Here is a 22,429-nt window from a genome sequence, read left to right as displayed (position 1 = left end):
CGCACCGGCCGAATCCAAAAGACTGCGGTCTGCCCGGCGGCGTAACGCCTGCTCCTGCCCTGCTCCGCAAGAGTCCGATCCTTTCCCTGCCTGAGGGCGGGGGTTTCCTCGGAGGTATCTGATGAGGAGACTCATCGTGATCGCGGCGCTGCTGGCCTCCTATCCCGCGCTGCTGGCGGCGGCGCTCTGGCCGGCCCCGCTGGTGTTCGGGGCGGCGGCGCTGGTGTCCTACGCCGCCGAGTACGCCGCGCCGCGCCTGGCCCGCCGCCCGCTGGAGCTGCTCGGCCAGGTGCACCTGGGCGTCACGGTGCGCTTCGCGGCCCGCGAGACGGCGGCGCTGCTGCTCGTGGCGCGGGCGGCCGGGCCGGACTCGGTGTGGTTCCTGGCGCTGGCGGTCGCGATGTTCGGCATCCACGGGATGCGGGCCCTGCACACGGGGCTCGCGTTGCTGCTCAGGCAGACGCTCAGCCGGATGCCGGTCACGACCCGCAACCTCGACGTGTCGGCGCTGCGCATCCCCAAGCTGCCGCCGCACTGGCTGGGCGACCCGCGCGGCACGCGCTTCCTCTACCTGGACGCGCTGCCGGTGCTCGGGGCCGTGTGGGGCGCGGTCGCGGCCTGCTGCGGGGCGGCCCTGGCGCTCGCCCTGGGCGCGGCCGGCGCGCTGGCGCTCCTCCCGTACGTGCGCCGCACCCGCCCGCTCACCGACCGGGTCCGCGTGCTGGAGGTCGTCGGGGCGCAGGTGGCCGCCTACCGCCCGGAGGTCATCCTGTACTTCTCGGGCGCGACGGCCGCCGCCTACCAGGCCCGCATGTGGCTGCCCGTGCTGGAGCGCATCGACCGGCGGGCCATCGTGGTGCTGCGCGAGCGCGGCATGGCCCGGCACCTGGAGCCGTCGTCGCTGCCGATGGTGTGCATCCCGTCGTCGGCCGACCTGATGAGCTTCCGCGCCCTGTCCAGCGCCAAGCTCTGCCTGTACGTCGCGAACGTCGGCCGCAACGTCCACATGCTGCGCATCCCGACGCTCCGCAGCGCCTTCCTCAACCACGGCGACAGCGACAAGGAAGCCTCGTTCAACCCGTTCTCGCGGGTGTACGACGAGGTGTGGGTGGCCGGTCCGGCCGGCCGCGACCGCTACAGGAAGGCCAAGGTCGGCGTGCGGGACGAGTGCGTCCACGAGGTCGGCCGGCCCCAGTTGCAGGGCATCTCGACGCGGGGGCCGGGGCTGCCGTACCGGACCGTTCTCTACGCGCCCACCTGGGAGGGCTGGAACGACGACCTGTTCCACACCTCGCTGATGACGTTCGGCCCGCGTATCGTGCGGGCGCTGCTGGAGCACGATCCGCCGCTGCGGGTCATCTACAAGCCGCACCCGCTGACCGGGCACCGCGACAAGGCGGCCCTGCGGGCGCACCGGCGGATCGTCGCCATGATCGAGAAGGCCGAGCTGGCCAAGTCGAAGGCCCGGCACCCGTCGCGGGCCGAGGGGCCGGCCACGCACGTCAGGCACCTGGTCGTCACCGGCCCTGAGCCGCACCTGTACGACTGCTTCAACCAGTGCGACCTGCTGATCAGCGACATCTCCAGCGTGGTCGCCGACTTCCTGGCCAGCGAGAAGCCGTACGCGGTGACGAACGTCGCGGGGCTGCCCGAGCACGCCTTCCACGAGCGCTATCCGAGCACGGAGGCGGGCGTGCTGCTGGGCGAGGACCTGGCCGGCCTCGCGGAGTTCCTGGACGGGGAGGACACCCTGGCCCGGGCGCGGGTGAAGCTCAGGAGCTATCTGCTCGGGCCGGAGTATCCGGACGCGCTGACCCGCTTCAACGCGGCGGTGGAGCGGGTCCTCACGGGGTCATGACGATCGGGGCGGGCGGGCCAGCCTGCGCGGGCTGGTGAGGAAGCCCCAGCCCCACGAGCAGTGCATGGCGGCGTACACCAGCGGGAGCCGCAGCCGGGCGGCCATCGGCAGGTGGCTGCCGGTCACGGCCGACCCGGCGACGATCGCGAGGGCGTAGCCTCCGGGGACGACGAGGCCGAGCGGGAAGAACGGCGACACGACCAGCCCGAGGATCATCGCCAGCACCGCGGCGGGCGGGGCGAGGTAACGCAGGTTGATCGTGCCCTCGTGGGTGCGCGCGACCACCCGCCGCCAGCGGCCGTAGTGGAAGTACTGCTTGGCGAGGGCCTTGACGTTGGGCCGCGGCCGGTAGGAGACCCGCATGCGCGGCTGGAACCACACCAAGCCGCCGCTCTGGCGGATGCGGTGGTTCATCTCCCAGTCCTGGGCGCGCTGGAAGTGCTCGTCGTAGCCGCCCACCCGGTCGAGCGCCGAGCGGCGGAAGACGCCGAGGTAGACGGTGTCGGCGGGGCCCGCCGTGCCTCCCACGTGGAAGGCGGCGGCGCCCACCCCGATCTTGGAGGTCATCGCGCAGGCCACGGCCTGCTCGAACGGGCTGATCCCCTCCGCGGCCATGACGCCGCCGACGTTGTCGGCGCCTGTCTCGGCCAGGGTCTCGACCGCGATGCGCAGGTAGTCGGAGGGCAGCATGGCGTGCCCGTCGACTCGTGCGACGATGCCGTTGCGGGAGGCGGCGATCGCGGCGTTGAGCGCGTTGGGGGTGCGGCCGGTCGGGTTGGGCACCACGGTGACCCGGCGGTCGGACGCGGCGATGGCGTCGGCGACCTCCTGGGTGCGGTCCTGGGACGGGCCCACCGCGAGCACGACCTCGATCTCACCGGGGTAGTGCTGCGCGAGGACCATGTCGACGGCCTCACGAAGGTGCCGCTCCTCGTTGAGGACCGGCATGATGACGGAGATGGGGGGCCAGGCGCGCGTCTCCGCGGGCGCGTGCGGCGAGTCGGGGAACTGCTTCATGGCGGGGCTCACGCTACTGTACCGGCGAGGGAGTCGGGCAATCGAAAGCCCGATACCGGGGGTGACGAGGGGGACGGCATGCACGACCCGGGCGAGGAGGAGGACGCCGGAGTGCTCGTGGGCGGGGACGCCTACGGGGGCGTCAGGCTCACGCCCGACCGCGCGCGCAGGCCGGTCAGGCGCAGCGCGAAGGCGCGGCGGCGCAACGTGCTGGTCGCCGGGTTCCTGTCCACCTGCGTGCTGGTCACCACCGGCGTCGTGTGGGCGACGCCGCGGCAGATCGGCACCGTGGACGCCGGCGTCGGCGAGTCGGCGGCGCGCGGCGGCGCCGAGAACATCCTGCTCGTCGGCGTGGACAAGCGTGACGACCTCAGCCGGCAGCAGCAAAACCGGCTCAAGCTGGGCCGCGAGGTGGGCCAGCGCACCGACACGATGATGGTGATCCATCTGTCGGAGGACCACCGCCGGGTCACGGTGGTGAGCCTGCCGCGCGACACCTGGACGACGATCCCCGGCCAGGGCGACCACAAGATCAACTCGGCTTACCAGTTCGGCGGGCCCAAGCTGGCCAAGCAGGCCGTCGAGGCGGCCACCGGCCTGCGGATCAACCGCTACATCGAGGTCAACATCCTCGGCTTCATCGACGTGGTCGACTCGCTCGGCGGCGTCACCGTCTGCACGCCCGTGGCGATCAACGACCAGAAGATCGCGCTCAACCTGGCCGCGGGCACCCACCAGCTCGACGGCGTGCAGGCCCTCCTCTACGCCCGCACCCGCGCCACGGCCCGCTCCGACCTCGACCGCATCGACCGCCAGCAGCAGGTCATCTCGGCCCTGCTCAACCGGGCGCTGAGCGCCGAGACGCTGAGCAACCCGGCCAAGCTGGCCTCGTTCGTCAACTCCACGCTGGGCACGGTCAAGGTGGACCCGGACGACGGCCTGGTCGACCTGGCCACCCAGCTGCGCGACGTCTCGCTGCAGAACGTGCGCTTCGTGGACGTGCCGCTGGCGGACGTGAACTACCGCGCCCCCACGGGCGAGTCGGCGGTGCTGTGGGACAAGCAGGCCGCCAAGGACCTGTTCACCAGGATCGACAACGACCAGGACGTCACCAAGCCCACGCCCACGGCCGCCGCCACACCCTCGGCCAAGCCCTCCGCGGTCGCGCCCGGCAGCGTGACGCTCAAGGTCAAGAACGGCACGCTCATCACCGGGCTCGGGGCGCGGACGAAGGCGGGGCTGGTCGCGTACGGGTTCAAGGTCCCCGACGAGCCCGGCAACACCGACAAGAAGGATTACAAGCGGACCCTGATCCGCTATCCGGAGGGCCAGGAGGCCGCCGCCCGCGTGGTCGCCGCCGCCGTTCCCGGCGCGGAGCTGAAGAAGGCGGATGTGAAGGGCATCGAGGTGATCGTCGGCAGCGACCAGCCGAAAATCGTCAAGCAGAAGACCTCGGCCGACCCGGCGCCGAAACCCGCCGTTACACCAACCACGAAAACGGCTATGCAGAACATATGTAAGCAATAGGCATATCTTTTCGGACGTCGGGCAGGAAACGGCCATGGTGGTCAAACATTGGCGGGAGGACCCCTGCACCGTTCTGCACATCGTCGGCGATCTCGACGTGGCGGCCGCTCCCCGGGTCCGGGCCGAGCTGGAGCAGGCCATCGCCGAGGCCGACCCTCCTAATCTCGTCCTCGATCTCACCGAGGTGCCGTTCTGCGACTCGGTCGGGCTGGGCGTCCTGGTCTCCACGCTCAACCGGATCCAGCAGGTGCGCGGGCGACTCATCCTGGTGCTGGCCCCTGGCATGATCAAGCACCTGCTGACGATCACCAACCTCGACCGGCACTTCGAGACCACGGACTCCATGAACGCGGCCCGTACGGCCCTCGGGACGGCGGCCTGAGCCACCTTCCTCCCGTGCTGGATACTCGGTTGTCGGCCGGGTGTTCCGCTACTGCTGGAGGAAGCCGTGAGACTGGGCGTGATGTTCGACCGGGGCCTGCCGCCCGAGCGGCTCGTGCCGTTCGCCAGGGAGCTGGACGACAGCTCCGCCGACGACCTGTGGGTGGTCGAGGACCTCGGCTGGGCCGGCGGGCTCACCTCGGCCGCCACCGCCCTCGCCGTCACCTCCCGCCTGCGCGTCGGCATCGGCATCACCCCCGCTCCCCTGCGCAACCCGATGCTGCTGGCCATGGAGCTGGGCAACCTGGCCCGCCTGCACCCGGGGCGGCTCGCCGCCGGGATCGGGCACGGCGTACGCGAATGGATGCGACAGGTGGGAGCGGCCCCCGCGTCGCCGCTGTCGCTGCTGGAGGAGACGATCACGTCCGTACGGGCGCTGCTGCGGGGCGAGACGGTGACGCTGGAGGGCCGGGAGGTCCGGCTCGACGGGGTCTCGCTCGTGCACCCGCCCGCCACCGTCCCGCCGGTGCTGGCCGGGGTGAAGGGGCCGAGGTCGCTGGCGCTGTCCGGGCGGGTGGCGGAGGGCACGATCCTGCCGGAAGGGGTCGGGCCCGCGCAGCTCACCGCCCTGCGGGAGACCATCGGGGCCGGTGACGGGCACGAGGTGGTGATGTTCACCTTCCTCGGCGTCGGCGACGGCCACACCGTCGACCGCGGGCTGGTCGAGGGGCAGGCCGCCTTCCTGGGGGTGGCGCCCGAGGACGTGATGATGGCGACCGGGACGGCCGAGGAGGCCGCCGGCCGCGTCAAGGCGCTGGCGGCGGCCGGCGCGGACACCGTCGTGGTGCGTCCGCTGGACCTCACCGACCCCTTGCGGCACGTCCGGGCGCTCCTGGCGGCCCTCTAGCTCCTTTGGGGTCATCTGGCCGATGGCGGTCGGTCAGATGGCCGATGAGGCGGCGGGCGCCCGCCGCGAGGATCGGTCCCATGACGCGACTCGCTGCGCTCGCAGCCTCCACCGCCCTCGCAGCCCTGACGGCCCTCGCCACGGCCGGCTGCGGCGGCCTCGACCTGGACGCCGAGGAGGTCCGCTCCAGCCGCGCCTTCCCCGTCACGGGGACCACACTGAAGATCGTCTCCTCGCTGGGCGGCGTCCGCGTCCTGCCCGGCTCCGCCGGCTCGGTGCGGGTGGACCGCTGGGTCCGCGGCAAGGCGGCCGGCGAGGGCAACGCCACCTGGTCCCTCCGCGACGGCGTCCTGCGGCTCGGCGCGGACTGCAGCATGATCGTCGGCGACTGCGGCGCCCGCTATCACGTCGAGGTGCCGCCCGCCGTCCACGTCACGGTCGAGGCCCCCGACGGCGTGACGCTCAAGAACCTCGGGCAGGACGTGGACGCGGTCTCACGCGAGCACATCCAGGTCGACGGCGCCTCGGGCCGCCTGCGCCTGCGCAGCGACGGCCCGATCACCGGCACCGCCCTGACCTCGGCGGCCGTACGCGCCCGCACCGTGGACGGCGCGATCGACGTCACCTTCGTCACCGCCCCCGCCGACCTGGACCTGGAGTCCGCCGACGGCCGGGTGACGGCGACGGTGCCGAAGGGCTCGTACGCGGTGACCGCCCGCAGCAGGGACGGCTCCGTCACCTCCGACCTCAGGAGCGACCCGAAGGCGTCCGCCGTCATCGTCGCCCGCAGCGGCACCGGGAACGTCCGCGTCCGCGTCCCGTGAGCCTCACTCCCAGACGGCGGTGTACTTGCCGCCCTCGGCGTTCACCTGGACGGGGTACAGCCCTTTGCCCTTGAGCTGGTCGAACCGGGCCTGGTAGCCCGACGCGCTCATATCGACGAAGTGCGCCCAGGACTTGAGCCCGTCCTTGCGCCACACCGCCGTGTACGTCCCGTCGGGCGCGACGGCGACCTTGACCGGCCGGAAGCCCTTGTCCTTCCTGGCGTGGAACTCGGCCTCGTGCTGGGAGCGGCTCTTGCCGTAGGTGTAGTACCAGGCGCCGCCCGGGTTCGGGGCCCATACCGCCACGTAACGGACGTCGTCCGGCGTGCCGTAGGCGTCCACGGAGGTCAGGGCGAGCCCCTGGCCGACGGCGTGCTTGTTGGCCGCGGCGAACTCGCTCCCCGTCAGGTTATGGCGGGACTGGAAGGTGCCGCCCTTCTTGTCGAAGACCGCCGTGAACACCGCCGAGCCGGCCGGGCCCGTGGCGGACACCGACACCGGCTGGACGCCCTCCTTCACGCCGGCGTCCACACGCCGCTGGTAGCCGGAGGCCGACATGCCCTGCCAGATGCCCCAGTCCGGCGAGCCGCCCTTGACCCAGACGGCGGCGTACCGCTCCCCGTCGGAAACGTTTACGGTAAGGGGGCGATAGCCCTGTTCCTTGAGGCGGCGTACCTGCTTGACGCTCTCGGCGGCACCCACGTTGTGGTAGGCCACAAAAGCGGGCGCCGCTGCCGCGCTCGCCGCCACCGGAGCCGCGCCCGAGGCGACGAGCACCGAAGTGACGATGGCGATCTTGCTCGTGGTCCGCATGACCCCTCCCAATCCTGACTGAAGGCTCAACTTGATCATGAGTTTGGACATGACCATAACAGGGGAAGAGGACAGCCGGTCCGCCGCCGGACGGACCGGCCCCGGCTAGATCTCCACCGTCTGGAAGTCGTCCGGCACCAGGCAGCGTTCGATGTGCCCGGCCTCCACCCCCGCCCCCAGGTGCGTCAGCACGAACGGCACATCGGGAAACCGCCGGCGCAACGCCTCCACGTGCCCGACCTCCATGTGCCCGGCGGCGGGATGGTGCGGGCCGTTGCACTCCAGGATGAGCGCGTCGCTGGCCGCCGCGAGCGCGTCGAGGCCGGCGCCCGGCCGCGTGTCCCCGGAGTACCCGACCGTCGCGCCGGCGCGCTCGAAGACGTACCCGTAGCAGTCGAGATGCGCCACGTGGTCCACCTCCACGGCCCGGAACCTGAGCGGGCCCGCCACCTGCCACGAGCAGTCCACCTCGACGTAGCGGATGTCGAGCTTCTCGTGCGCCTCCTCGTGGATGCCGGGCACGCCGGCGACGTCCATCATCGTCCGGAGGAACTGCTCGACCCGGGGCGGCCCCACCACGTGGAGCGGCGTGGCGGCGTGCCGGTGCAGCAGTTCGAGCAGCAGGAAGGGCCAGCCGAAGGTGTGGTCGGCGTGGAAGTGCGAGATGGCCACGACGTCGAGCCCGGCCACGTCGATCCCGCACCGGCGCAGGTGCGGCAGCGCGGTGGGCGACGGCTCGACCAGAATATGATCGTCCAGGACGAATCCATTCCAATAGCGCTCGGCGGCCTGGAAATTGCCGGTCCCCAGAAATGTGACCCTGCTCAATACGGCTCTCGGAAGTTAAGCGGGAATGGCGCGGTTTCGACTCTCTCGTGTGGTTGCGCAGCGTGACCGGAGGCGTTGGTTGGCCGGGTTGCGGAAGCCGTATGCGCAGCGGGCTTCGAGCTTGATGACTCGGTTGGTGCCCTCGCTCTTGGCGTTGGTGATCCCGGTGAGCAGGAACGCCTCGATCTCCTTCCACCAGGAGGCGACGGTCTCGGCGAGGGTGACGAGTTCGGGCAGGTAGGGATGGTCGGCGCACCAGATGTAGAAGGCGTGCAGGCGGTGGGCGATCGTCGAGCGGGCAGGGTTGGTGCGGGCCAGTGCGAGCAGGTATCGCAGTTTCTCCTTGGCGTGCCAGCCGGCCAGGATGTGTCGGCCGTAGGTTCCGATCCTGGTCAGGTCGCGTTCCAGGATGGCGATCTGCTCGTCGGTGAGGTCTTCGCGGTTGGAGCGCAGCAGCCGCCGGTGGTCGTATTCGGGATCTCCCGTTCGGCCGCGACGGTCACGCATCTTCCAGGTCAGGCGGCGGCGCAGGTCGGCGAGCTTGCCGTTGGCCAGTTGCACGAGGTGGAAGTGGTCGACCACGATGATCGCGTGGGGCAGGGCGGCGCGGACCGCGCAGCGGAAGGTCTGGCACATGTCGATCGCCACGTGGGTGAGCGCCGTTCGCCATGCCTTTGGGCGGGCGTTCAACCAGGCCGCCACTGATGTGGAGAGGCGGCCTTCGACCTGGCCGAGCAGTCCCTGGCCGGTGGCCAGGTCGGTGAAGCCGACGTGCCAGCGGTCTGCGATCAGCCGGTATTTCCCGGTGTCGGGGTCTTGCTCCCAGCGGGGGCGGCCTCGGCGGATCTCGTCGATGCCGATCACGGGGGTGGGTTCGGGCTGGTCGGGCAGTACCTCGGTGGCGTAGGCGCGTAGTTCGCGCATCGCGATGGGCCAGGAGAGACGGTGGTCGCGGGCGGCTTGGGTGACGGTGCGGCCGCCGTCGGCGATCGCGCGTCCGCAGGCGCGGCGTAGCCGGGCGGTCGTCCGCATTCCGGCGCTGACCTGCGGGATCTGCTCGGTGAACGAGCCTCGAGGGCACAGCGGCTCGCGACAGCTCCACCGGAGTTTGTGCCACAGCAGGGTGTACGGGGAGTCGCCCGCGCGCAGGTCCCGTGGCCGGGTGGCCACCCGTTCCTTGACGGTGACGGAGAAGACGCCGCAGGCCGGGCAGGCACGGGCGGATTCGTCGGCGGTGACGACGTGGACGATCCGATGGCCGTCGTGGTCGCGCTCGACCTTGACCACGTGCAGGCCCTCCAGATCAAGCAGCAGTGTCGCCTCGGTGGAGGTCTCGATAGGATTGTGCACGCCCGTGGTTCCTTGGGGGTTGACTGCGTAGAGAACAGTCATGATCCACAAGAGCCACGGGTTTCGCATGTCCGGGTCCGACGCCCCCATCAACCGTCACGTACGGTGACCTTCGAGCGCGAGTCGGCCGGCCATTTCCCGATCAAGATCGGAGACCCCTCAATACGCCCCCCGTGGTTTCCGTTCGGAAGAATCTCACACCGGATATACGGGAGACAGGCCCAGTTCAGCCTTTTCCGTACGCGACCCGTCCGGCCTCGTCCGCCAGGCGGCCTTATCATCCTCAGATGATCAACCGATCAGCCGGGGCCTGTCTGGTGGCTCTCGCCGCCCTCGCTCCCGCCTGCGGCCTGACCCCGGAGAGCCGGTCCCCCGGCGTGGTCCCGCCGGAGACGAGCGTCCAGGGGCGCTGGTGGACGTGGGCGTACTCCGCGGACGACGACGCCAGTCCCGTACAGGACACCACCGGCGAGTTCTGCGACCACGCCCAGCCGGACGACCTCTGGTTCCTGGCCGGCACCTACGGCGGCACCGTGCGGCGGAGCTGCCGGATCCCGGCGGGCCGGCCGCTCGCGTTCCCGCTGGTGAACCTGCTCGGCGACGCCGCTGACTGCGCCACGTTCATGGCCACGGCCAAAGGGAAGGCCGTCCTCGACGGCAAGCCGGTCGAGCCGGAGCGCCTGGACGAGGCCGGCGTCACCGTGACCGACTCGGCGGGCACGGGGACCACCCACGCCTGCGGCCTCTGGGTACGCCTCGCGCCGCTGCCCACCGGACCCCACACGCTGACCATCCGCGGCTCGTCGGGAACCTTCCGTACGGGCGTCGACTACCGGCTCGTCGTCGAACCCGCCCCGCAGGCCTGACCCCCGTCGCCCCGGGTCAGTCGACGCCGTTGGGGCAGAGGAACGACGTGATGCGGGCCGGCGCGGCCGTCACCAGCTTCGAGCCGTAGTCGCGCGAGCAGAGGTTGCTGCCGATGTCGCCGTCCAGGAAGCGGGTGGCGTCGCGGGTGGCGATCAGGTCGATGCCGCCGACGCTCGGGGAGGCGATCCTGGCCGCCACCCAGTTCCCCACGCACAGCCGGGACTCGACGGCGGCGTCCGAGGGCAGGCTGCCGCCGTTCAGCGCGGCGGCCTGCCGGAGGATCGAGCCCTCGGACGCGCACGGGACGGAGGCGGTCGAGCGCCGCGCGCCCGCGGTGGGCTGTCGGCGCGGGGCGGGCGTCTTCTCCGGGGCCGCCGTCTCGTCCTCGGCGTCGTCCGTGGGCTCGTCCGTGGGGTCGTCGCTCGGCTCGTCCGTGGGGTCGTCCGTGGTGGTGGCGGCGGTCGTGGTCTCGTCGCTCGTGTCCGGCTCCGGGCTCTCCTCGTACGTCGTCGCGGCCGGGCCGCCGCCCGGGCCCAGCAGCGCCGTCAGCAGCCCTCCTCCGGAGCTCGCCGCCAGCACCGCTCCCCCGGCCACGACCGCCACGACGGCGGCGGCGACCACCCCGGCCGCCCATCCCGGCACCGTCACCCGCTGGGCGGGCACCGCCGGAGGCGGCATGACCTTCGTGCGCGTCACCGGCAGGGTGACCGGCGTCGGGCCCGTGCCCGACCGGATCGCGGCGATCCGGGCGAGCACCTCCTCGGCGGGCGGCCGTGCCGTACGGTCCTTGGCGAGCGCGCTCCGTACGAGCTCGCGGACCTCCTCCGGCACCCCGGACAGGTCGGGATCGACGCCCATGACCCGGTAGGCGAGGACGTCGGGAGCCCCGGTGCCGAAGGGCGGGCGCCCCGTGGCCGCGTACGTCATCAGCGCGCCCCACGCGAACACGTCGGCGGCGGCGTCCGCCTGGTCGCCCCGGTACTGCTCGGGGCTGATCCAGCCGGGCGTGCCGATCAGCGCGCCGGTGCCCGTGAGCCCGCTCTCGTCGAGGGCCCGCGCGATGCCGAAGTCGAGGACCTTCGCGCCGGAGCCGGCGAGGATGACGTTCCCGGGTTTGAGGTCGCGGTGCACGATGCCGGCCCGGTGGATCTCGGTGAGCGCCTCGGCGATGTCCACGCCGAACGAGAGCAGCGGGCCGGGCGGCAGCGGCGCGTTCTGCTGGACGTACGTGCTGAGCGTCGGCCCAGGGACGAACTCCGTGGCCAGCCAGGGCGGCATCGCAGTGGTGTCGGCGTCCAGCACCGAGACGACGCAGCGCCCCCGCACCCGCGACAGCAGCTCCACCTCCCGGACGAACCGGGCCAGGAACTGCGGATCGGCCGCCAGCCCCGGATGGATGACCTTGACCGCCACCCGGGCGCCGTCGGCCGCGACCCCCGCGTAGACGACCCCCATGCCGCCCGCGCCCATCCGGCCCACGATCCGGTAGGGGCCGATCGGGTCGCGTTCGTCCATCGTCAGGGGGCCGAAACCGCCGGGGTCGCTCATCGAGGGCTCCCGTCGCCGTCGCCATCGCCGTCACACCGCAGCAGCAGTGATCTTATTGACCGGCGCCGCCCGCCGTGTCCGAACGCGAACCAGGAGGTCCGGCGGGATCGGTTCGGTGTTCGAAGTACCGGGTGGGGCATGAGCGAGGAAGAACTCGGTTCGGGGGAGCCGGCACAACTGTTCATCGGGGGATAACAGTGAACGTTGCGATGAGCGTCGTCTTCCGCGCCATCCCGCTGGTGATGGGTGTCATCTGCGGCGCCTTCGGGTGGTATGTGCTGGCGGGCGCCCCGGACGCCGACCATTTCGTGGCCGGGCATGTGACCATCGCCCTGGCCGCCATCTGCTACGCGCTCTTCACCACCGCGGCCACGATCATCCGCCAGCTGATCTCCCGCTACAGCCGGGCCTGGCAGGTCATCCTGCCCCTGACCGGCTACCTCTCCGCTCTCATCGCCGTCGTCTACGGGGTCGTCATCCTCACGCGGGGCGACGAACCCCCATACGTGGTGGCCGGCCACGTGATCGTCGGCATCGGCCTGATCAGCGCCTGCGTCAGCACCGTGGCGACCTCCTCGACCCGCTTCACCCTCATCCCGGTCAACGCCGCCCGTACCGCGGAGGACGAGCCTCCGGAGGAGGCGTACTCGCCGGTGGTGGGCAAGGTCCTCATCGCGGTCCCGGCCCTCTGCGCCCTCGCCGGCTTCGTGTACGCCTTCGTCCTCATGGCCAAGGGCGGCGGCACGACCCCGGAGGGCGGCGCCTACTACACCGCCGGTCACGTCCTCTTCGGCCTGTCCGCGATCTGCGCCAGCCTGATCGCCCTGGTCGCCAGCATCGTCCGCCAGGTGCGCAACAGCTTCGGTGAGCCCGAGCGCTACCGCTGGGGCTGGCTCGTCATCGTGATGGGCACCATCGACATCCTCCTCGGCGTCTACGTCCTGGCGAGCTCCGATCACCCCTACCGCATCGCGCCCGGCTGCATCCTCATCGGCCTGGGGCTGGTCTGCTACAGCATCCTGTCCAAGGCCCTGCTCCTGGCCCTGGTCTGGCGGCGGACCTTCCCCCTGGCCAACCGCATCCCGATGATCCCCGTGGTCACGGCGCTGACCTGCCTGTTCTTCGGGGCCTTCCTCTTCGAGGCCGCGGTCACGGACCCGTCCTTCTTCATCCCCGCGCGGGTCCTGGTCGGCCTCGGCGCGGTCTGCTTCACCCTCTTCTCCATCGTCTCCATCCTTGAGGAGGGGACGTCGGGCTGAGCCTCGTCACGAGAGCGCGGGAGCGGGAGCCCGGCCGTACGACGCCGCGGACCGCAGGAGGACGATCGAGTACAGCAGCCCCGCCACCACCGACGCCACGGCCGCGGCCAGCACCGGGACGCGCACGATGCCGTCGTGGCTGAGGGCGACGAAGGTCGGCCCGGACAGCGTGGCCACGCCGCACCCGGTCCAGGTCAACACGACCGCCCAGCCCGGGTGGCGGCCCACGAAGCCGCGCGCCCGCGGCGTGACGTACCCGACCGCGACGAGCAGGCCCGTGACGGCCAGCACCGTCCGCTGCGCCGGGCTCTCGAACCCGGCCGGCCCGCCGGCCCCGGGACCCGCGACCGCCCAGACGACCAGGGCCAGGGCGTAGCCGAGCAGGGGAACCCCGCAGATCGCCGCGATCGTCCGGTTCGTCGGCGACGGACCGGTGGCGAAGGTCCGGGGCCAGCGTTCCATGGCGTGCAGCAGGACGAGGACGGCGAGGCAACAGCCCAGCACCCCGAAACCTCCGTAGATGATGACGAACACCCACCCGGCGAGTCCGTCGCCGCTGCCGGCGGGCACCGCCGTACCGGTGACCCCCTGGACCAGCAGCCCGGCCGGGAGGCCGAGCACGATCGGCGCCAGCAGCCCGGTGGCGCCCCAGGCGGGCACCAGCAGCAGCCAGGCCGGCAGGCGATGGCCGATCGGCCGTCCCAGCACCACCGCGAGGGCGATGGCGGCCAGGTCCATGGCGACGGTGACGTAGTTGCCGGCCACGTGCCGCGGATCGTTCATCAGCGCCTGGCCTCCGGCGTCGGTGATCCCGACCGTGGACCCGGCCAGCCAGGCCACCTTGAAGATCAGGTACGGCAGGCAGGACACCACCGCGACGACGAGCACGACGGCCCTCAAGGCGCTTCTGTTCATGATCCATCCCCCAATTAGAGAACGTTCTCTAGAACAACCGTAACGGATAAACTCACGGCGATGGCCAGGAGTCCTTCGTTCACCCACGAGCAGATCCTCGACGCGGCGCGGGACGCGGCGTACGAGCACTGGCGCTCGGCCACCGTCGGCCACGTCACCGCCCTGCTCGGCGCCCCCTCGGGCTCGATCTACCACCGCTTCCCGTCGAGGGACGTCCTCTTCGGGACGGCCTGGATCCGCGCCGTCAAGGCGTTCCAGGCCGGGCTCACCACGGCCGCCGACACCGGCGAACCCATCGAGGCCATCGTGCGCACCGCGCTGTGGATCCCGGCCTTCTGCCGCCGCCACCCGCGCGACGCCCGCATGATGACCGTCTTCCGCCACGCCGACCTGGTCGCCACCGGCCCGCCCCAGCTCCAGGACGAGCTCCGCCACCTCAACGACCCCGTCGTCGCACACCTGCGACGCCTGACCGAACGCCGCTACGGCCGGATCACCCCGCACGGGATGGAGGTGATCGCCATGGCCTGCCGCGACTCCCCCTATGGCCTCGTCCGGCCGATCATCGGCGAACCCGTCCCGGCCTGGATCGACGACGCCGTACGCGTCACCAGCACCGCCCTGGCCCACCTGAACGACTGAGCCAACTACGCTCGCGCCATGCGAAAAGTGAGCGTGGCACTGACAGCGCTGCTGGTCCTGACCGGATGCGGGCAGAACGCCGGCGAAGACGGCCTGATGGACGCGATGGCCGCCGTTTCCGCCGAGGGACCCGCCGCCGCGTACTTCGAGTACGGCGAACCGGCCTGGTGGCGTGACCTGGGCGTCAAGGCGGGTGACGACAAGACTCGCCGCTGGTTACCCGCGGCCGTCTCCGGCCTGGGCGGCCTCGCCACAGCCGCGGCGGCCCTGCCGGAGGCCACGGGCATGACCCCCAGCGCCGGTACGCGGGCGATCTCGATCGGCGCACCTCCCCGGACGGCGTTCCGGTTCGACGGCGACGTCGACGCGGACGCCGTACGCGAGAAGCTGACCGCCCTCGGCGCCAAGCCTCGTGAGATGAGCGGCCACGAAGGGCTCTCGTTCTCCCCCGGCGACGAGATCGACCTGTCCCGCACGATCGTTCCCGGCGTGACCAACCAGCTCAACCAGGTCGTGGTCACCGACTCGCTGGTGGCCGCGGCCTCGACCCCCGACCTGCTCACGACCGCCCTCGGCGGGGACGCCTCGCTGGCCGACAAGCCGGCGCACGCGGCCATGGCCTCCTGCCTCGGCGACGTCGCCGCGGCCACGATCATGACCCCGTCCCCGCCCAGCGGGACCGTCACACTGTACGGCGTGGGCCTGCGTCGTCCGGCCGACCTGAAGGACCGGCCCGTCAACGTCATCTGCGTGCTGCCGGCGGCATCCGCCGCCGCCGGCGTCGAACGCGCCCTGACGACCCGCCTCGTCCCGACGGGGAGCATGGGCACCGGCGGGACGTACGGAAAGCACGCCCCGGAGATCGCCCACGACCGGGTCAGCTCGGACGACCACACCGTGCTGCGGGCCGTCCTGACGCTTAACGACACCACGAACGCGATGTTCGCCAACCAGCTGCTGATCCGGGGCGACCTCCAGACCCTGACCACCCCATGAGGCATGCCTGGATGACCGCCGGGTGGAGCACGACAGCTCATTGGATCGAGCAGATCACTTCTTGCTCGTCGGCTGCTTCATGGCGCTCAGCTTCGCAGAGGCTTTGACGCACAGGTACGCACTCCACCGCCCCTCTCCGCGCTTCAGGAGGCGGCAGGGGCCGTGAGCATCCCGGCCGCCGTGACGCGCAGCGACGCGGCGAGCCGCGACACCTCTCCGCGTTCCAGAAGCCGCAGGACCGGTTCGCTCTGAAGGCTGCCCAGCAGGATGTGCGCCAGGAGTTCTCCGTCCAGGTCGGGGCGCCCCGCGTTGTTGATCAGCAGGTCGATGCGCGGGTGGGCGGCGCGCAGCTCGGCCGCCGCGGACCGGACCGAGCCCAGGGAGGCCAGGTCGTCGGACTTGTCGCCGGCATCCTGATCACGGCGTTCGAGGACATGATCGCGTTGCTCAGGCCAGCCGGACAGCCGCGCGGCGGTGCCCGGTGCCGCGGTCCGGCCGGATCGGGACGGACTCACGTGACCCTCCTTGCGCGGATATGCCTGTACTATCCTGGCCGCTCCGAAAAGGATCAACGTTGAGGATGTCGCCATGCCAGTCGTGTGGGCCGCATTAGCGATTGTCTGTGCCATCTCCCTTCTCAATCTCGTGCTCACCGTCGCAGTGATCCGGCGCCTTCGGGAGCACACCGAGCTGATCAACCAAGGACGTGCGCAGTCCCCCGCCCAGGGAGAGGTCACCCTGCCCGCCGGGACTCGGGTCGGCGAATTCCGCGCAGTGACGGGCGACGACCGGACGGTGACCCGTGATGATCTCCGGCAGGGGATGGTCGTGGCCTTCTTCTCGCCGCGCTGCCCGACCTGTGTGGAGCAGAAGCCCGCCTTCATCCGGTACGCGTCCGGCCTGTCGGGCGGGCGCGACGATGTCATCGCGGTGCTGCTGGGCTCGCCCGAGGAACTCGAGGGCCTGCGTGAGGAGCTGAGCGGGGTCGCGCAGATCGTCATCGAGGCGGATGTCGACGGTGAGATGTCAACGGCGTTCGGCCTCCGCGGATACCCGGCCTTCTGCCTCATGGGCGAGAAGGGCGTCCTCTCGGTCACCGGCTTCCAGGTAGACGTCCTTCCTGAGTCCGCGGTCCTGTGACGCCCGGAATCCGGGTGGCCGTCGCCGCCTGGCGGCTGGCCTGGCGGGTCTCGGCGCGTACGACCGTCGCTCAGCTCGTGCTGACGGTGCTCGGAGCGGGCGCGCCCGTCGCCGTGGCGTGGCTGACGAAGGTCGTCTTCGATCAGCTGAGCGCGCCCGGCGGACCCGCGGACCTGACGTGGCCGATCATCGGACTGGTCATCGCGGGCGTCATCACGGCGCTGCTGGTGCAGGTGCTGCGCTACCTGCGGGCCGAGCAGGGACGGACCATCGCGCTCGCCGCCCTCGACCAGCTCTACGCCGCGGTCAACAGGTTGATCGGCCTGGGGCGGTTCGAGGACCCGCAGTTCGCGGATCGGTTGCGCTTCGCCCGTCACGCCGGCGGGTCCGGACCCGCCGAGATCATGGCCGTGAGCCTGAACCTGCTCCAGCAGGTCCTGCTGAGCGTGGGGTTCGTCGTCTCACTGGTCACCATCAGCCCTGCTCTGGCGATCGTCGTCCTGGTCGGCGCGCTCCCCGCCGTCGGCGCCGAGTTCGCTCTCGCGCGCCGGCGGGCCGAGGCGATGAACACCGTGGGACCGCTCGAGCGGCGCGAGTTGTTCTACGGCCAGCTGCTCTCCGATGTCGAGGCGGCGACCGAGGTCAGGCTGTTCGGCGTCGGTTCCTTTCTCAGGGGACGGATGCTCCGCGAACGCCGTGCCGCGAATGGGGTGCAGCGGGCGATGGACCGGCGGGCTCTGCGCACGGAGGCGCTGCTCACCATGCTCTCGACCGCGACGGCGGGCGGCTGCCTGGTCTGGGTGATCAACGCCGCGGCCAACGGAAGGGTGTCCGTCGGCGACGTGTCCATGTTGGTCGCCGCGGTCGCCGCGGTGCAGGCGGCTCTGCTCGGCATGGTGCGCGATCTGGCCGGAGCGCACACACAGTTGCTGATGTTCGGTCACTACCTCGCCGTCGTGGAAGCGGAGCCGGATCTGCCGGTGCCGGCCCGGCCCCGTCCGGTGGCGCCGCTGCGGCACGGCATCGAGCTGCGTGACGTCTGGTTCCGGTACCGGGAGGATCTCCCCTGGGTGCTGCGCGGTGTCACCGTGACGATCCCGAAGGGTCAGGCGGTCGCCCTTGTCGGCTTCAACGGAGCCGGCAAGAGCACGATCATCAAGCTCTTGTGCCGCTACTACGACCCCGACCGTGGCGCGATCCTCTGGGACGGCGTCGACCTGCGGGATCTCGACCCGGTACAGCTGCGCGCCCGGATCGCGGGGGTCTTCCAGGACTTCGTCTCCTACGAGTTGTCGGCCGCGGAGAACATCGGCATCGGTGACGTCGAGGCCCTGACGGACTCGTCACGCATCGAGACCGCTGCGAAGGACGCGGGTGTGCACGACATCCTGCACAGGCTCCCCCACGGGTACGACACGCTGCTCAGCCGCACCTACTTCGCCGGCGACGAACTGAACGGAACCACACCCGGCACCATGCTCTCCGGCGGGCAGTGGCAACGTGTCGCCATCGCGCGCAGCTTCCTGCGCGGCGGTCGTGACCTGCTCATCCTCGATGAGCCGAGCGCGCGCCTCGACCCCGAGGCCGAACACGAGATCCACCAGGGCTTCCAGCGGCTCCGCGACGGTGGCACCAGCCTGCTGGTGTCGCACCGGCTCGGCACGATCCGGGACGCGGACCTGATCCTGGTCCTGGACGCCGGCGCCGTGGTGCAGGCCGGCCGGCACGACGAGCTGGTCAAGGCGCCAGGGCCCTACGCCGAGCTGTTCTCCCTCCAGGCCGCAGGCTACCGCGATTGACCAGAGCCCGAATTGATCTCTACTGTAGATCAAAACGGGTCAAGATCAGACGATGCCTACCGGCACGTCGAAGAGCGGCCCGACTCTTCACGAGGGAGTAGAGCATGCTGCGACTCTTCCAAACGTTCGGCGACCGGATGTTGTCCGCCTTCGTCCCGAAAATCACAGCTCAGGCCGCGTGCACGACCTGGAAGGAATTCTGCTACTGCAGCGGCAACAGAACTGTCTCCCGGTGGTGTGACCGCGGCTGCGACAGCAACCAGACGACCTGCGGGCCCTGCAACGTGTACGGAGCCCAGTACAGCTGCTAGCTGACACGTAGGCGGAGCGGCCGCCGGCCGGGCCGGTGGCTGCTTTCGTGCGGTCTCATGCTGATGCTCCGAATACCCGCTGGTGCAACTCGCCGATCAGTGAGGCGCTTTCCGTGCAGGCCGTGATTGCAGCAGTCCTGATAAGTGCCGGCGTGGCGGCCTTCGTCATGCTGCTGCGGCGCAGGTTCGTCCTGGCCACGGTCTCGGGCTTCAGCATGGCGCCCACCTTGCTTCCTGGCGATCGTCTGCTGGTGCGCCGGGCATCCCTGTCCCGCCTGAGAGTGGGCGACATCGTTGTGGTCACGCCGGACACGCGAATGGCGGGCCCGCGACCGCGCAGCGGCTACGTCATCAAGCGATTGGCCGCGGTGCCGGGGGATCGCGTACCGGAACACGTACCGTCGCCGTCGAACGCACAGGTTCCTCCAGGCTGGATGGCGCTCCTGGGAGACAACCCCGACGCCAGCCGCGACTCGCGGGACTACGGCCTGGTCACCCAGCAGCGGCTCGTCGGCGTCGTCGTGCGCGCCCTCGGCACCTGAGCCGGCCACCCCTCGTGAAACCAAGCGCCCTGAGCGACATTCCAGCAGTTCCGTTTGTTACCCCCATGCGCCGTGCCAAGAAGCATTGATCAAGGCCAGAAGCTACTGAGGTGCCCGGCAGTTTCCGGACAGTCGGCTACATAAGCTGACAGAAGTCTGGAAGAGGTAGGTACGTGACGAGGCGTCGCAGGCAGTTCTCCCCGAAGTTCAAGGAAGAAGCCGTCCGCATGGTGCTGGAGGGCGATCGGACGGTCGCGTCGGTGGCGCGGGAGTTCGACATCAACGCCAGCACCCTGGGCAGCTGGGTGAACCGACACCGGTTCGCGAGCGCACAGCAGGAGGAGCGGCCGCCGGTCGCAGGGCCGGACCGGGCCAGGATTCGGGAGCTGGAACGGGAGAACGCGGAGCTGCGCGAAAAGTTGATCTTCCTGAAAAATGCAGCCGCCTTCTTCGCGTCCGAGACTCGATGACGCTCGCCAAGTAGCACACCCACGCCCACCAGGCAGGCAGGCATAACACTACAGATTCACCCGCCACACTGCGGCATCACGGGCATGAACTCACGAACCTCCTTCTGGGAGTGCATTCCGTGAGCCGATGCCCCCTTGTGTCGTTGGAGTGGGGACAGATCGGCCGGTCGGAGGCTCGCCGTTCGGGCTATGGGCGACGCCGGATGGACAATCCCGGCTCGGTCCCAACGGGGATGCCGCGCCCGGCCAGGCGGTTGAGCTTGGCGCGGACGTCCCGGGCATGGGCTCGCGAACCGCGCTCCGGGGCGCTGATCCGCCCGACCCAGGCAACAGGAGTTCCTGACCTGCAGCTTAGTGGTCCAGTTCGTAAGTCATTCGAGGGTTCACACGGCCGTTGGTAGTGCGACAGGCTGGTGACCGCAGCCAGCGGGCTGTTGGAAGTGGTGCTCTTTCTGTTCGTGTCGCTCGATCCGGGCCAGCAGGTCTTCGAGGTCGGCCGGGGTGAACTTCCATCTGAAGGGCCGGGCGGTCTCGTTGTAACGGCGCTCGAAGGCGATTAACCGGTCTTCGACCTGGTCAAGGCCGGTGAAGTCGTTGGGTGTGACGACCTTGCGCTGCACGACGGAAAAAAGAAGATCTCGATCTGGTTGAGCCAGGACGCGTGTACGGGGGTGTGGACCATCACCGCGTTGGGGAACCGGGCGGTGAGCCGGTCGCCGGCTGCCTTGCCGCGGTGGGAGGAGCCGTTGTCGACCACCCAGAACACCCGCTTGGCGGAGGCGTAAGGTTCGGTGGTCATCACCTTCTCCACGAGGGTCATGAACGGGACGATGCCGGTCGTGGCCGCGCAATGACCGATCACGCGCGCATGGTGGACGTCGTAAGCGGCCAGGTAGGCCAGCGATCCGCCCCGGTCGTATTCGTGGTTGATCCGCATCGTGCGGGCACTGCCGGGTGGCAGAGTGGGGTGGCAGCGGCAGCGGGCCTGGATCGAGGTCTTCTCGTCGGAGGAGATCACGTACTCGTTGCCGGTGAGGGGCTGGCCGTCCCAGATGCGCTGGTAGAGGTCGAGCACACGGGCGGCCTTGGCGGCGAAGTCGGGATCGCGGATGAACACCCAGGAGGCGTGCTGCCAGGGTTTGAGCACGTCAGCGGCCAGAATCCGGCGGACGGTCGAGGCGGAGATCGTGTCGGTGATGCTCCGGCCGACCGCTTCGGCCGCCAGGTCGGTGCTGCTCCAGCGAGACAGCGGCACTCCGGTCTCGGCCGGCAACTGGCAGGCCAGTGCCGTGACCTCGGCTCGCTGGACGGGGGTGAAGCGGGGCGGCCGGCCGCTGCGGGGCCGGTCCTTGAGCCCGTCGAGGCCCTGGTCGGCGTAGCGGTCACGCCACCGGCGGACGGTATCGAGGTGGACGTGCTGCCGCAGAGCGATACGGGCGTTGGAATAGCCGTGCGCGGCGTCCAGCACGATCCGGACACGGATGACCTGCTGGTGGGGGGCGGTGTGCGAGTGAGCCAGCTTCTTGAGCCGTCGCCGTTCGGCGGCGGTCACGATGATCTGGCGGGCGCGGAGGACGGGCACGCGGAACGCTTTCGGTGATCTTTTCAGGGGGGCACCAGTGTGGTCCTGTGCGCCTTCCGGGGTGGGATCGACACGCCGGACGGCAAGATAGGGTTCATGCCCGCCATTCCGGAGTCGACCAAGACCTCCCTGGCCCAGCGACTACGCCAGCACGCCCGCGACCGCTGGCCCCAGCTGGCAGACGTGCATGTCCGCTACCACGGCCAGTTCGCCTACGTCGAAGGTGAACTGGCCGACGGAGACCGGCTGTCCCTCATCCGGCTCCGTTACGGCGGATCGGCGTCCATCTGGGGCTTCGGGCTCTACCTTGCCAGCAGTGGCAGGTACGAGAATCAGATCCTGCCATCCGGCATGTCGGCGGGTACGCCCCAAGACGCCCTGGATTGCGCCTGCGATCTCTACCTCAGCCACTGACCCCGCAGGACTTACGGGTAGGACCACTTAGGGAGCGGCTATACCAACCGGCACGAAACCGGTACATCCAGATGCGGGAGGAAATCCTGGGGAGCATCGACGGGGTGACGCTGGAGGCGGATATCAAACGGGTGCAGGATTGGCGAGCCTTCCGGGGCGACAGTCGGCGCAACAACCAAGCTGGCCGCCGACAGGCGTCACCACTGACCCCGCGCCGTCCGGCACGGATCTCGTGTCTGAGGAGTCTCGCGCCATTAGCGGTATCTCTGCAGGTCAGGGGGGACATAAGCCAATTGTCTTGCAAGAAGCGATTGAAGAATGTAGCCATCATCCACGAAATCATCTACCATCCCGATAACCGGGAGGCTTCGCGTGCAGTTCTGGTTGCCGACTCAGCATAAATCTACAGGGCATATGTGGCGGCACGGCAAGACGTCAC

At 70.3% G+C, this 22,429-nt stretch carries 23 protein-coding genes; 15 read left to right on the top strand and 8 right to left on the bottom strand.

Going from position 1 to position 22,429, the window contains the following annotated elements; translation table 11 throughout:
• Positions 1 to 121: 121 nt before the first annotated feature.
• A complete protein-coding gene (locus tag Nocox_RS05885; protein ID WP_033411417.1) occupies positions 122 to 1,858 on the top strand; it encodes a CDP-glycerol glycerophosphotransferase family protein in 1,737 nt (578 codons plus the stop codon).
• Here the strand turns inward: Nocox_RS05885 and Nocox_RS05880 are convergent.
• Positions 1,853 to 2,875, bottom strand: a complete 1,023-nt coding sequence (locus tag Nocox_RS05880) for a glycosyltransferase family 2 protein (RefSeq protein WP_020547441.1) — start codon at positions 2,873 to 2,875, stop codon at positions 1,853 to 1,855. The genes Nocox_RS05885 and Nocox_RS05880 overlap by 6 nt on opposite strands.
• 78 nt (positions 2,876 to 2,953) lie before the next feature.
• On the opposite strand from Nocox_RS05880, the gene Nocox_RS05875 reads away from it, so the two are divergent.
• From Nocox_RS05875 to Nocox_RS05860, 4 genes are all read left to right on the top strand, one after another.
• Complete coding sequence (locus Nocox_RS05875; protein ID WP_020547440.1) at positions 2,954 to 4,402, top strand: LCP family protein; 1,449 nt, start codon at positions 2,954 to 2,956, stop codon at positions 4,400 to 4,402.
• A gap of 34 nt (positions 4,403 to 4,436) precedes the next feature.
• Positions 4,437 to 4,784, top strand: coding sequence for an STAS domain-containing protein (locus Nocox_RS05870; RefSeq protein ID WP_020547439.1), 348 nt, complete (start codon positions 4,437 to 4,439; stop codon positions 4,782 to 4,784).
• Positions 4,785 to 4,850: 66 nt separating this feature from the next.
• Positions 4,851 to 5,690 carry an LLM class flavin-dependent oxidoreductase gene (locus Nocox_RS05865; RefSeq protein ID WP_211212848.1) on the top strand — a complete coding sequence of 280 codons (840 nt, stop codon included), beginning with the start codon at positions 4,851 to 4,853 and terminating at the stop codon, positions 5,688 to 5,690.
• 80 nt (positions 5,691 to 5,770) lie between these two features.
• A complete protein-coding gene (locus Nocox_RS05860) occupies positions 5,771 to 6,514 on the top strand; it encodes a DUF4097 family beta strand repeat-containing protein (RefSeq protein ID WP_020547437.1) in 744 nt (247 codons plus the stop codon).
• A gap of 3 nt (positions 6,515 to 6,517) precedes the next feature.
• Here Nocox_RS05860 and Nocox_RS05855 read toward each other — a convergent pair whose 3' ends face one another.
• The 3 genes from Nocox_RS05855 to Nocox_RS05845 form a co-directional block, all read right to left on the bottom strand.
• Positions 6,518 to 7,327: a hypothetical protein gene (locus Nocox_RS05855; RefSeq protein ID WP_020547436.1), complete on the bottom strand. Its 810-nt coding sequence runs from the start codon at positions 7,325 to 7,327 to the stop codon at positions 6,518 to 6,520.
• Between the two features lie 105 nt (positions 7,328 to 7,432).
• Complete coding sequence (locus tag Nocox_RS05850; protein WP_084685958.1) at positions 7,433 to 8,155, bottom strand: MBL fold metallo-hydrolase; 723 nt, start codon at positions 8,153 to 8,155, stop codon at positions 7,433 to 7,435.
• Positions 8,156 to 8,170: 15 nt separating this feature from the next.
• Entirely contained in the window at positions 8,171 to 9,505 is a 1,335-nt protein-coding gene (locus Nocox_RS05845; RefSeq protein WP_020547993.1) for an ISL3 family transposase, read from the bottom strand.
• A gap of 287 nt (positions 9,506 to 9,792) precedes the next feature.
• Here Nocox_RS05845 and Nocox_RS05840 point away from each other — a divergent pair, with 287 nt between their 5' ends.
• The gene (locus tag Nocox_RS05840) at positions 9,793 to 10,371 is read left to right on the top strand and encodes a hypothetical protein (RefSeq protein WP_063711714.1); all 579 of its coding nucleotides are present in this window, start codon (positions 9,793 to 9,795) and stop codon (positions 10,369 to 10,371) included.
• A 16-nt stretch (positions 10,372 to 10,387) separates the two neighbouring features.
• On the opposite strand, the gene Nocox_RS05835 is transcribed toward Nocox_RS05840, so the two are convergent.
• Complete coding sequence (locus Nocox_RS05835) at positions 10,388 to 11,920, bottom strand: serine/threonine-protein kinase (RefSeq protein ID WP_051112757.1); 1,533 nt, start codon at positions 11,918 to 11,920, stop codon at positions 10,388 to 10,390.
• A gap of 209 nt (positions 11,921 to 12,129) precedes the next feature.
• Between Nocox_RS05835 and Nocox_RS05830 the strand changes: the two genes are divergently transcribed.
• On the top strand, positions 12,130 to 13,179 hold the full coding sequence (locus tag Nocox_RS05830) for a DUF2776 family protein (RefSeq protein WP_020546897.1): 1,050 nt from the start codon (positions 12,130 to 12,132) through the stop codon (positions 13,177 to 13,179).
• A 6-nt stretch (positions 13,180 to 13,185) separates the two neighbouring features.
• Here Nocox_RS05830 and Nocox_RS05825 read toward each other — a convergent pair whose 3' ends face one another.
• Entirely contained in the window at positions 13,186 to 14,094 is a 909-nt protein-coding gene (locus tag Nocox_RS05825; protein WP_157383429.1) for a hypothetical protein, read from the bottom strand.
• A gap of 60 nt (positions 14,095 to 14,154) precedes the next feature.
• Here Nocox_RS05825 and Nocox_RS05820 point away from each other — a divergent pair, with 60 nt between their 5' ends.
• Together Nocox_RS05820 and Nocox_RS05815 are read left to right on the top strand one after the other, a co-directional pair.
• Positions 14,155 to 14,736 (top strand): TetR/AcrR family transcriptional regulator, encoded by a 582-nt coding sequence (locus Nocox_RS05820; protein WP_020546895.1) that lies wholly within the window; start codon positions 14,155 to 14,157, stop codon positions 14,734 to 14,736.
• Between the two features lie 18 nt (positions 14,737 to 14,754).
• Positions 14,755 to 15,732, top strand: coding sequence for a hypothetical protein (locus Nocox_RS05815; RefSeq protein ID WP_157383428.1), 978 nt, complete (start codon positions 14,755 to 14,757; stop codon positions 15,730 to 15,732).
• Between the two features lie 143 nt (positions 15,733 to 15,875).
• Here Nocox_RS05815 and Nocox_RS42795 read toward each other — a convergent pair whose 3' ends face one another.
• Positions 15,876 to 16,247, bottom strand: coding sequence for a Rossmann-fold NAD(P)-binding domain-containing protein (locus Nocox_RS42795; protein WP_020546893.1), 372 nt, complete (start codon positions 16,245 to 16,247; stop codon positions 15,876 to 15,878).
• Between the two features lie 73 nt (positions 16,248 to 16,320).
• Between Nocox_RS42795 and Nocox_RS05805 the strand changes: the two genes are divergently transcribed.
• From Nocox_RS05805 to Nocox_RS05785, 5 genes are all read left to right on the top strand, one after another.
• Positions 16,321 to 16,872 carry a redoxin domain-containing protein gene (locus Nocox_RS05805; RefSeq protein ID WP_020546892.1) on the top strand — a complete coding sequence of 184 codons (552 nt, stop codon included), beginning with the start codon at positions 16,321 to 16,323 and terminating at the stop codon, positions 16,870 to 16,872.
• Positions 16,869 to 18,671 (top strand): ABC transporter ATP-binding protein, encoded by a 1,803-nt coding sequence (locus Nocox_RS05800; RefSeq protein ID WP_026215109.1) that lies wholly within the window; start codon positions 16,869 to 16,871, stop codon positions 18,669 to 18,671. The genes Nocox_RS05805 and Nocox_RS05800 overlap by 4 nt, the downstream gene beginning before the upstream one ends.
• Positions 18,672 to 19,134: 463 nt before the next feature.
• Positions 19,135 to 19,524 (top strand): S26 family signal peptidase, encoded by a 390-nt coding sequence (locus Nocox_RS05795; protein WP_026215107.1) that lies wholly within the window; start codon positions 19,135 to 19,137, stop codon positions 19,522 to 19,524.
• A gap of 173 nt (positions 19,525 to 19,697) precedes the next feature.
• Positions 19,698 to 19,994 carry a transposase gene (locus Nocox_RS05790; protein WP_020546889.1) on the top strand — a complete coding sequence of 99 codons (297 nt, stop codon included), beginning with the start codon at positions 19,698 to 19,700 and terminating at the stop codon, positions 19,992 to 19,994.
• A 413-nt stretch (positions 19,995 to 20,407) separates the two neighbouring features.
• A complete protein-coding gene (locus Nocox_RS05785; protein ID WP_211212823.1) occupies positions 20,408 to 20,554 on the top strand; it encodes a hypothetical protein in 147 nt (48 codons plus the stop codon).
• On the opposite strand, the gene Nocox_RS05780 is transcribed toward Nocox_RS05785, so the two are convergent.
• Positions 20,551 to 21,576, bottom strand: a complete 1,026-nt coding sequence (locus Nocox_RS05780; protein ID WP_063711713.1) for an IS630 family transposase — start codon at positions 21,574 to 21,576, stop codon at positions 20,551 to 20,553. The two genes, Nocox_RS05785 and Nocox_RS05780, sit on opposite strands and share 4 nt — an antisense overlap.
• 96 nt (positions 21,577 to 21,672) lie before the next feature.
• Here Nocox_RS05780 and Nocox_RS05775 point away from each other — a divergent pair, with 96 nt between their 5' ends.
• The gene (locus tag Nocox_RS05775; RefSeq protein WP_026215106.1) at positions 21,673 to 21,990 is read left to right on the top strand and encodes a hypothetical protein; all 318 of its coding nucleotides are present in this window, start codon (positions 21,673 to 21,675) and stop codon (positions 21,988 to 21,990) included.
• The last annotated feature ends 439 nt before the right edge of the window (positions 21,991 to 22,429 follow it).

Source organism: Nonomuraea coxensis DSM 45129, from assembly GCF_019397265.1.
In the GTDB taxonomy this organism is placed as follows: Bacteria; Actinomycetota; Actinomycetes; order Streptosporangiales; family Streptosporangiaceae; genus Nonomuraea; species Nonomuraea coxensis.
The sequence above is the reverse complement of the archived record's forward strand: the minus strand, read 5'-3'. Positions and strand labels throughout refer to the sequence as shown.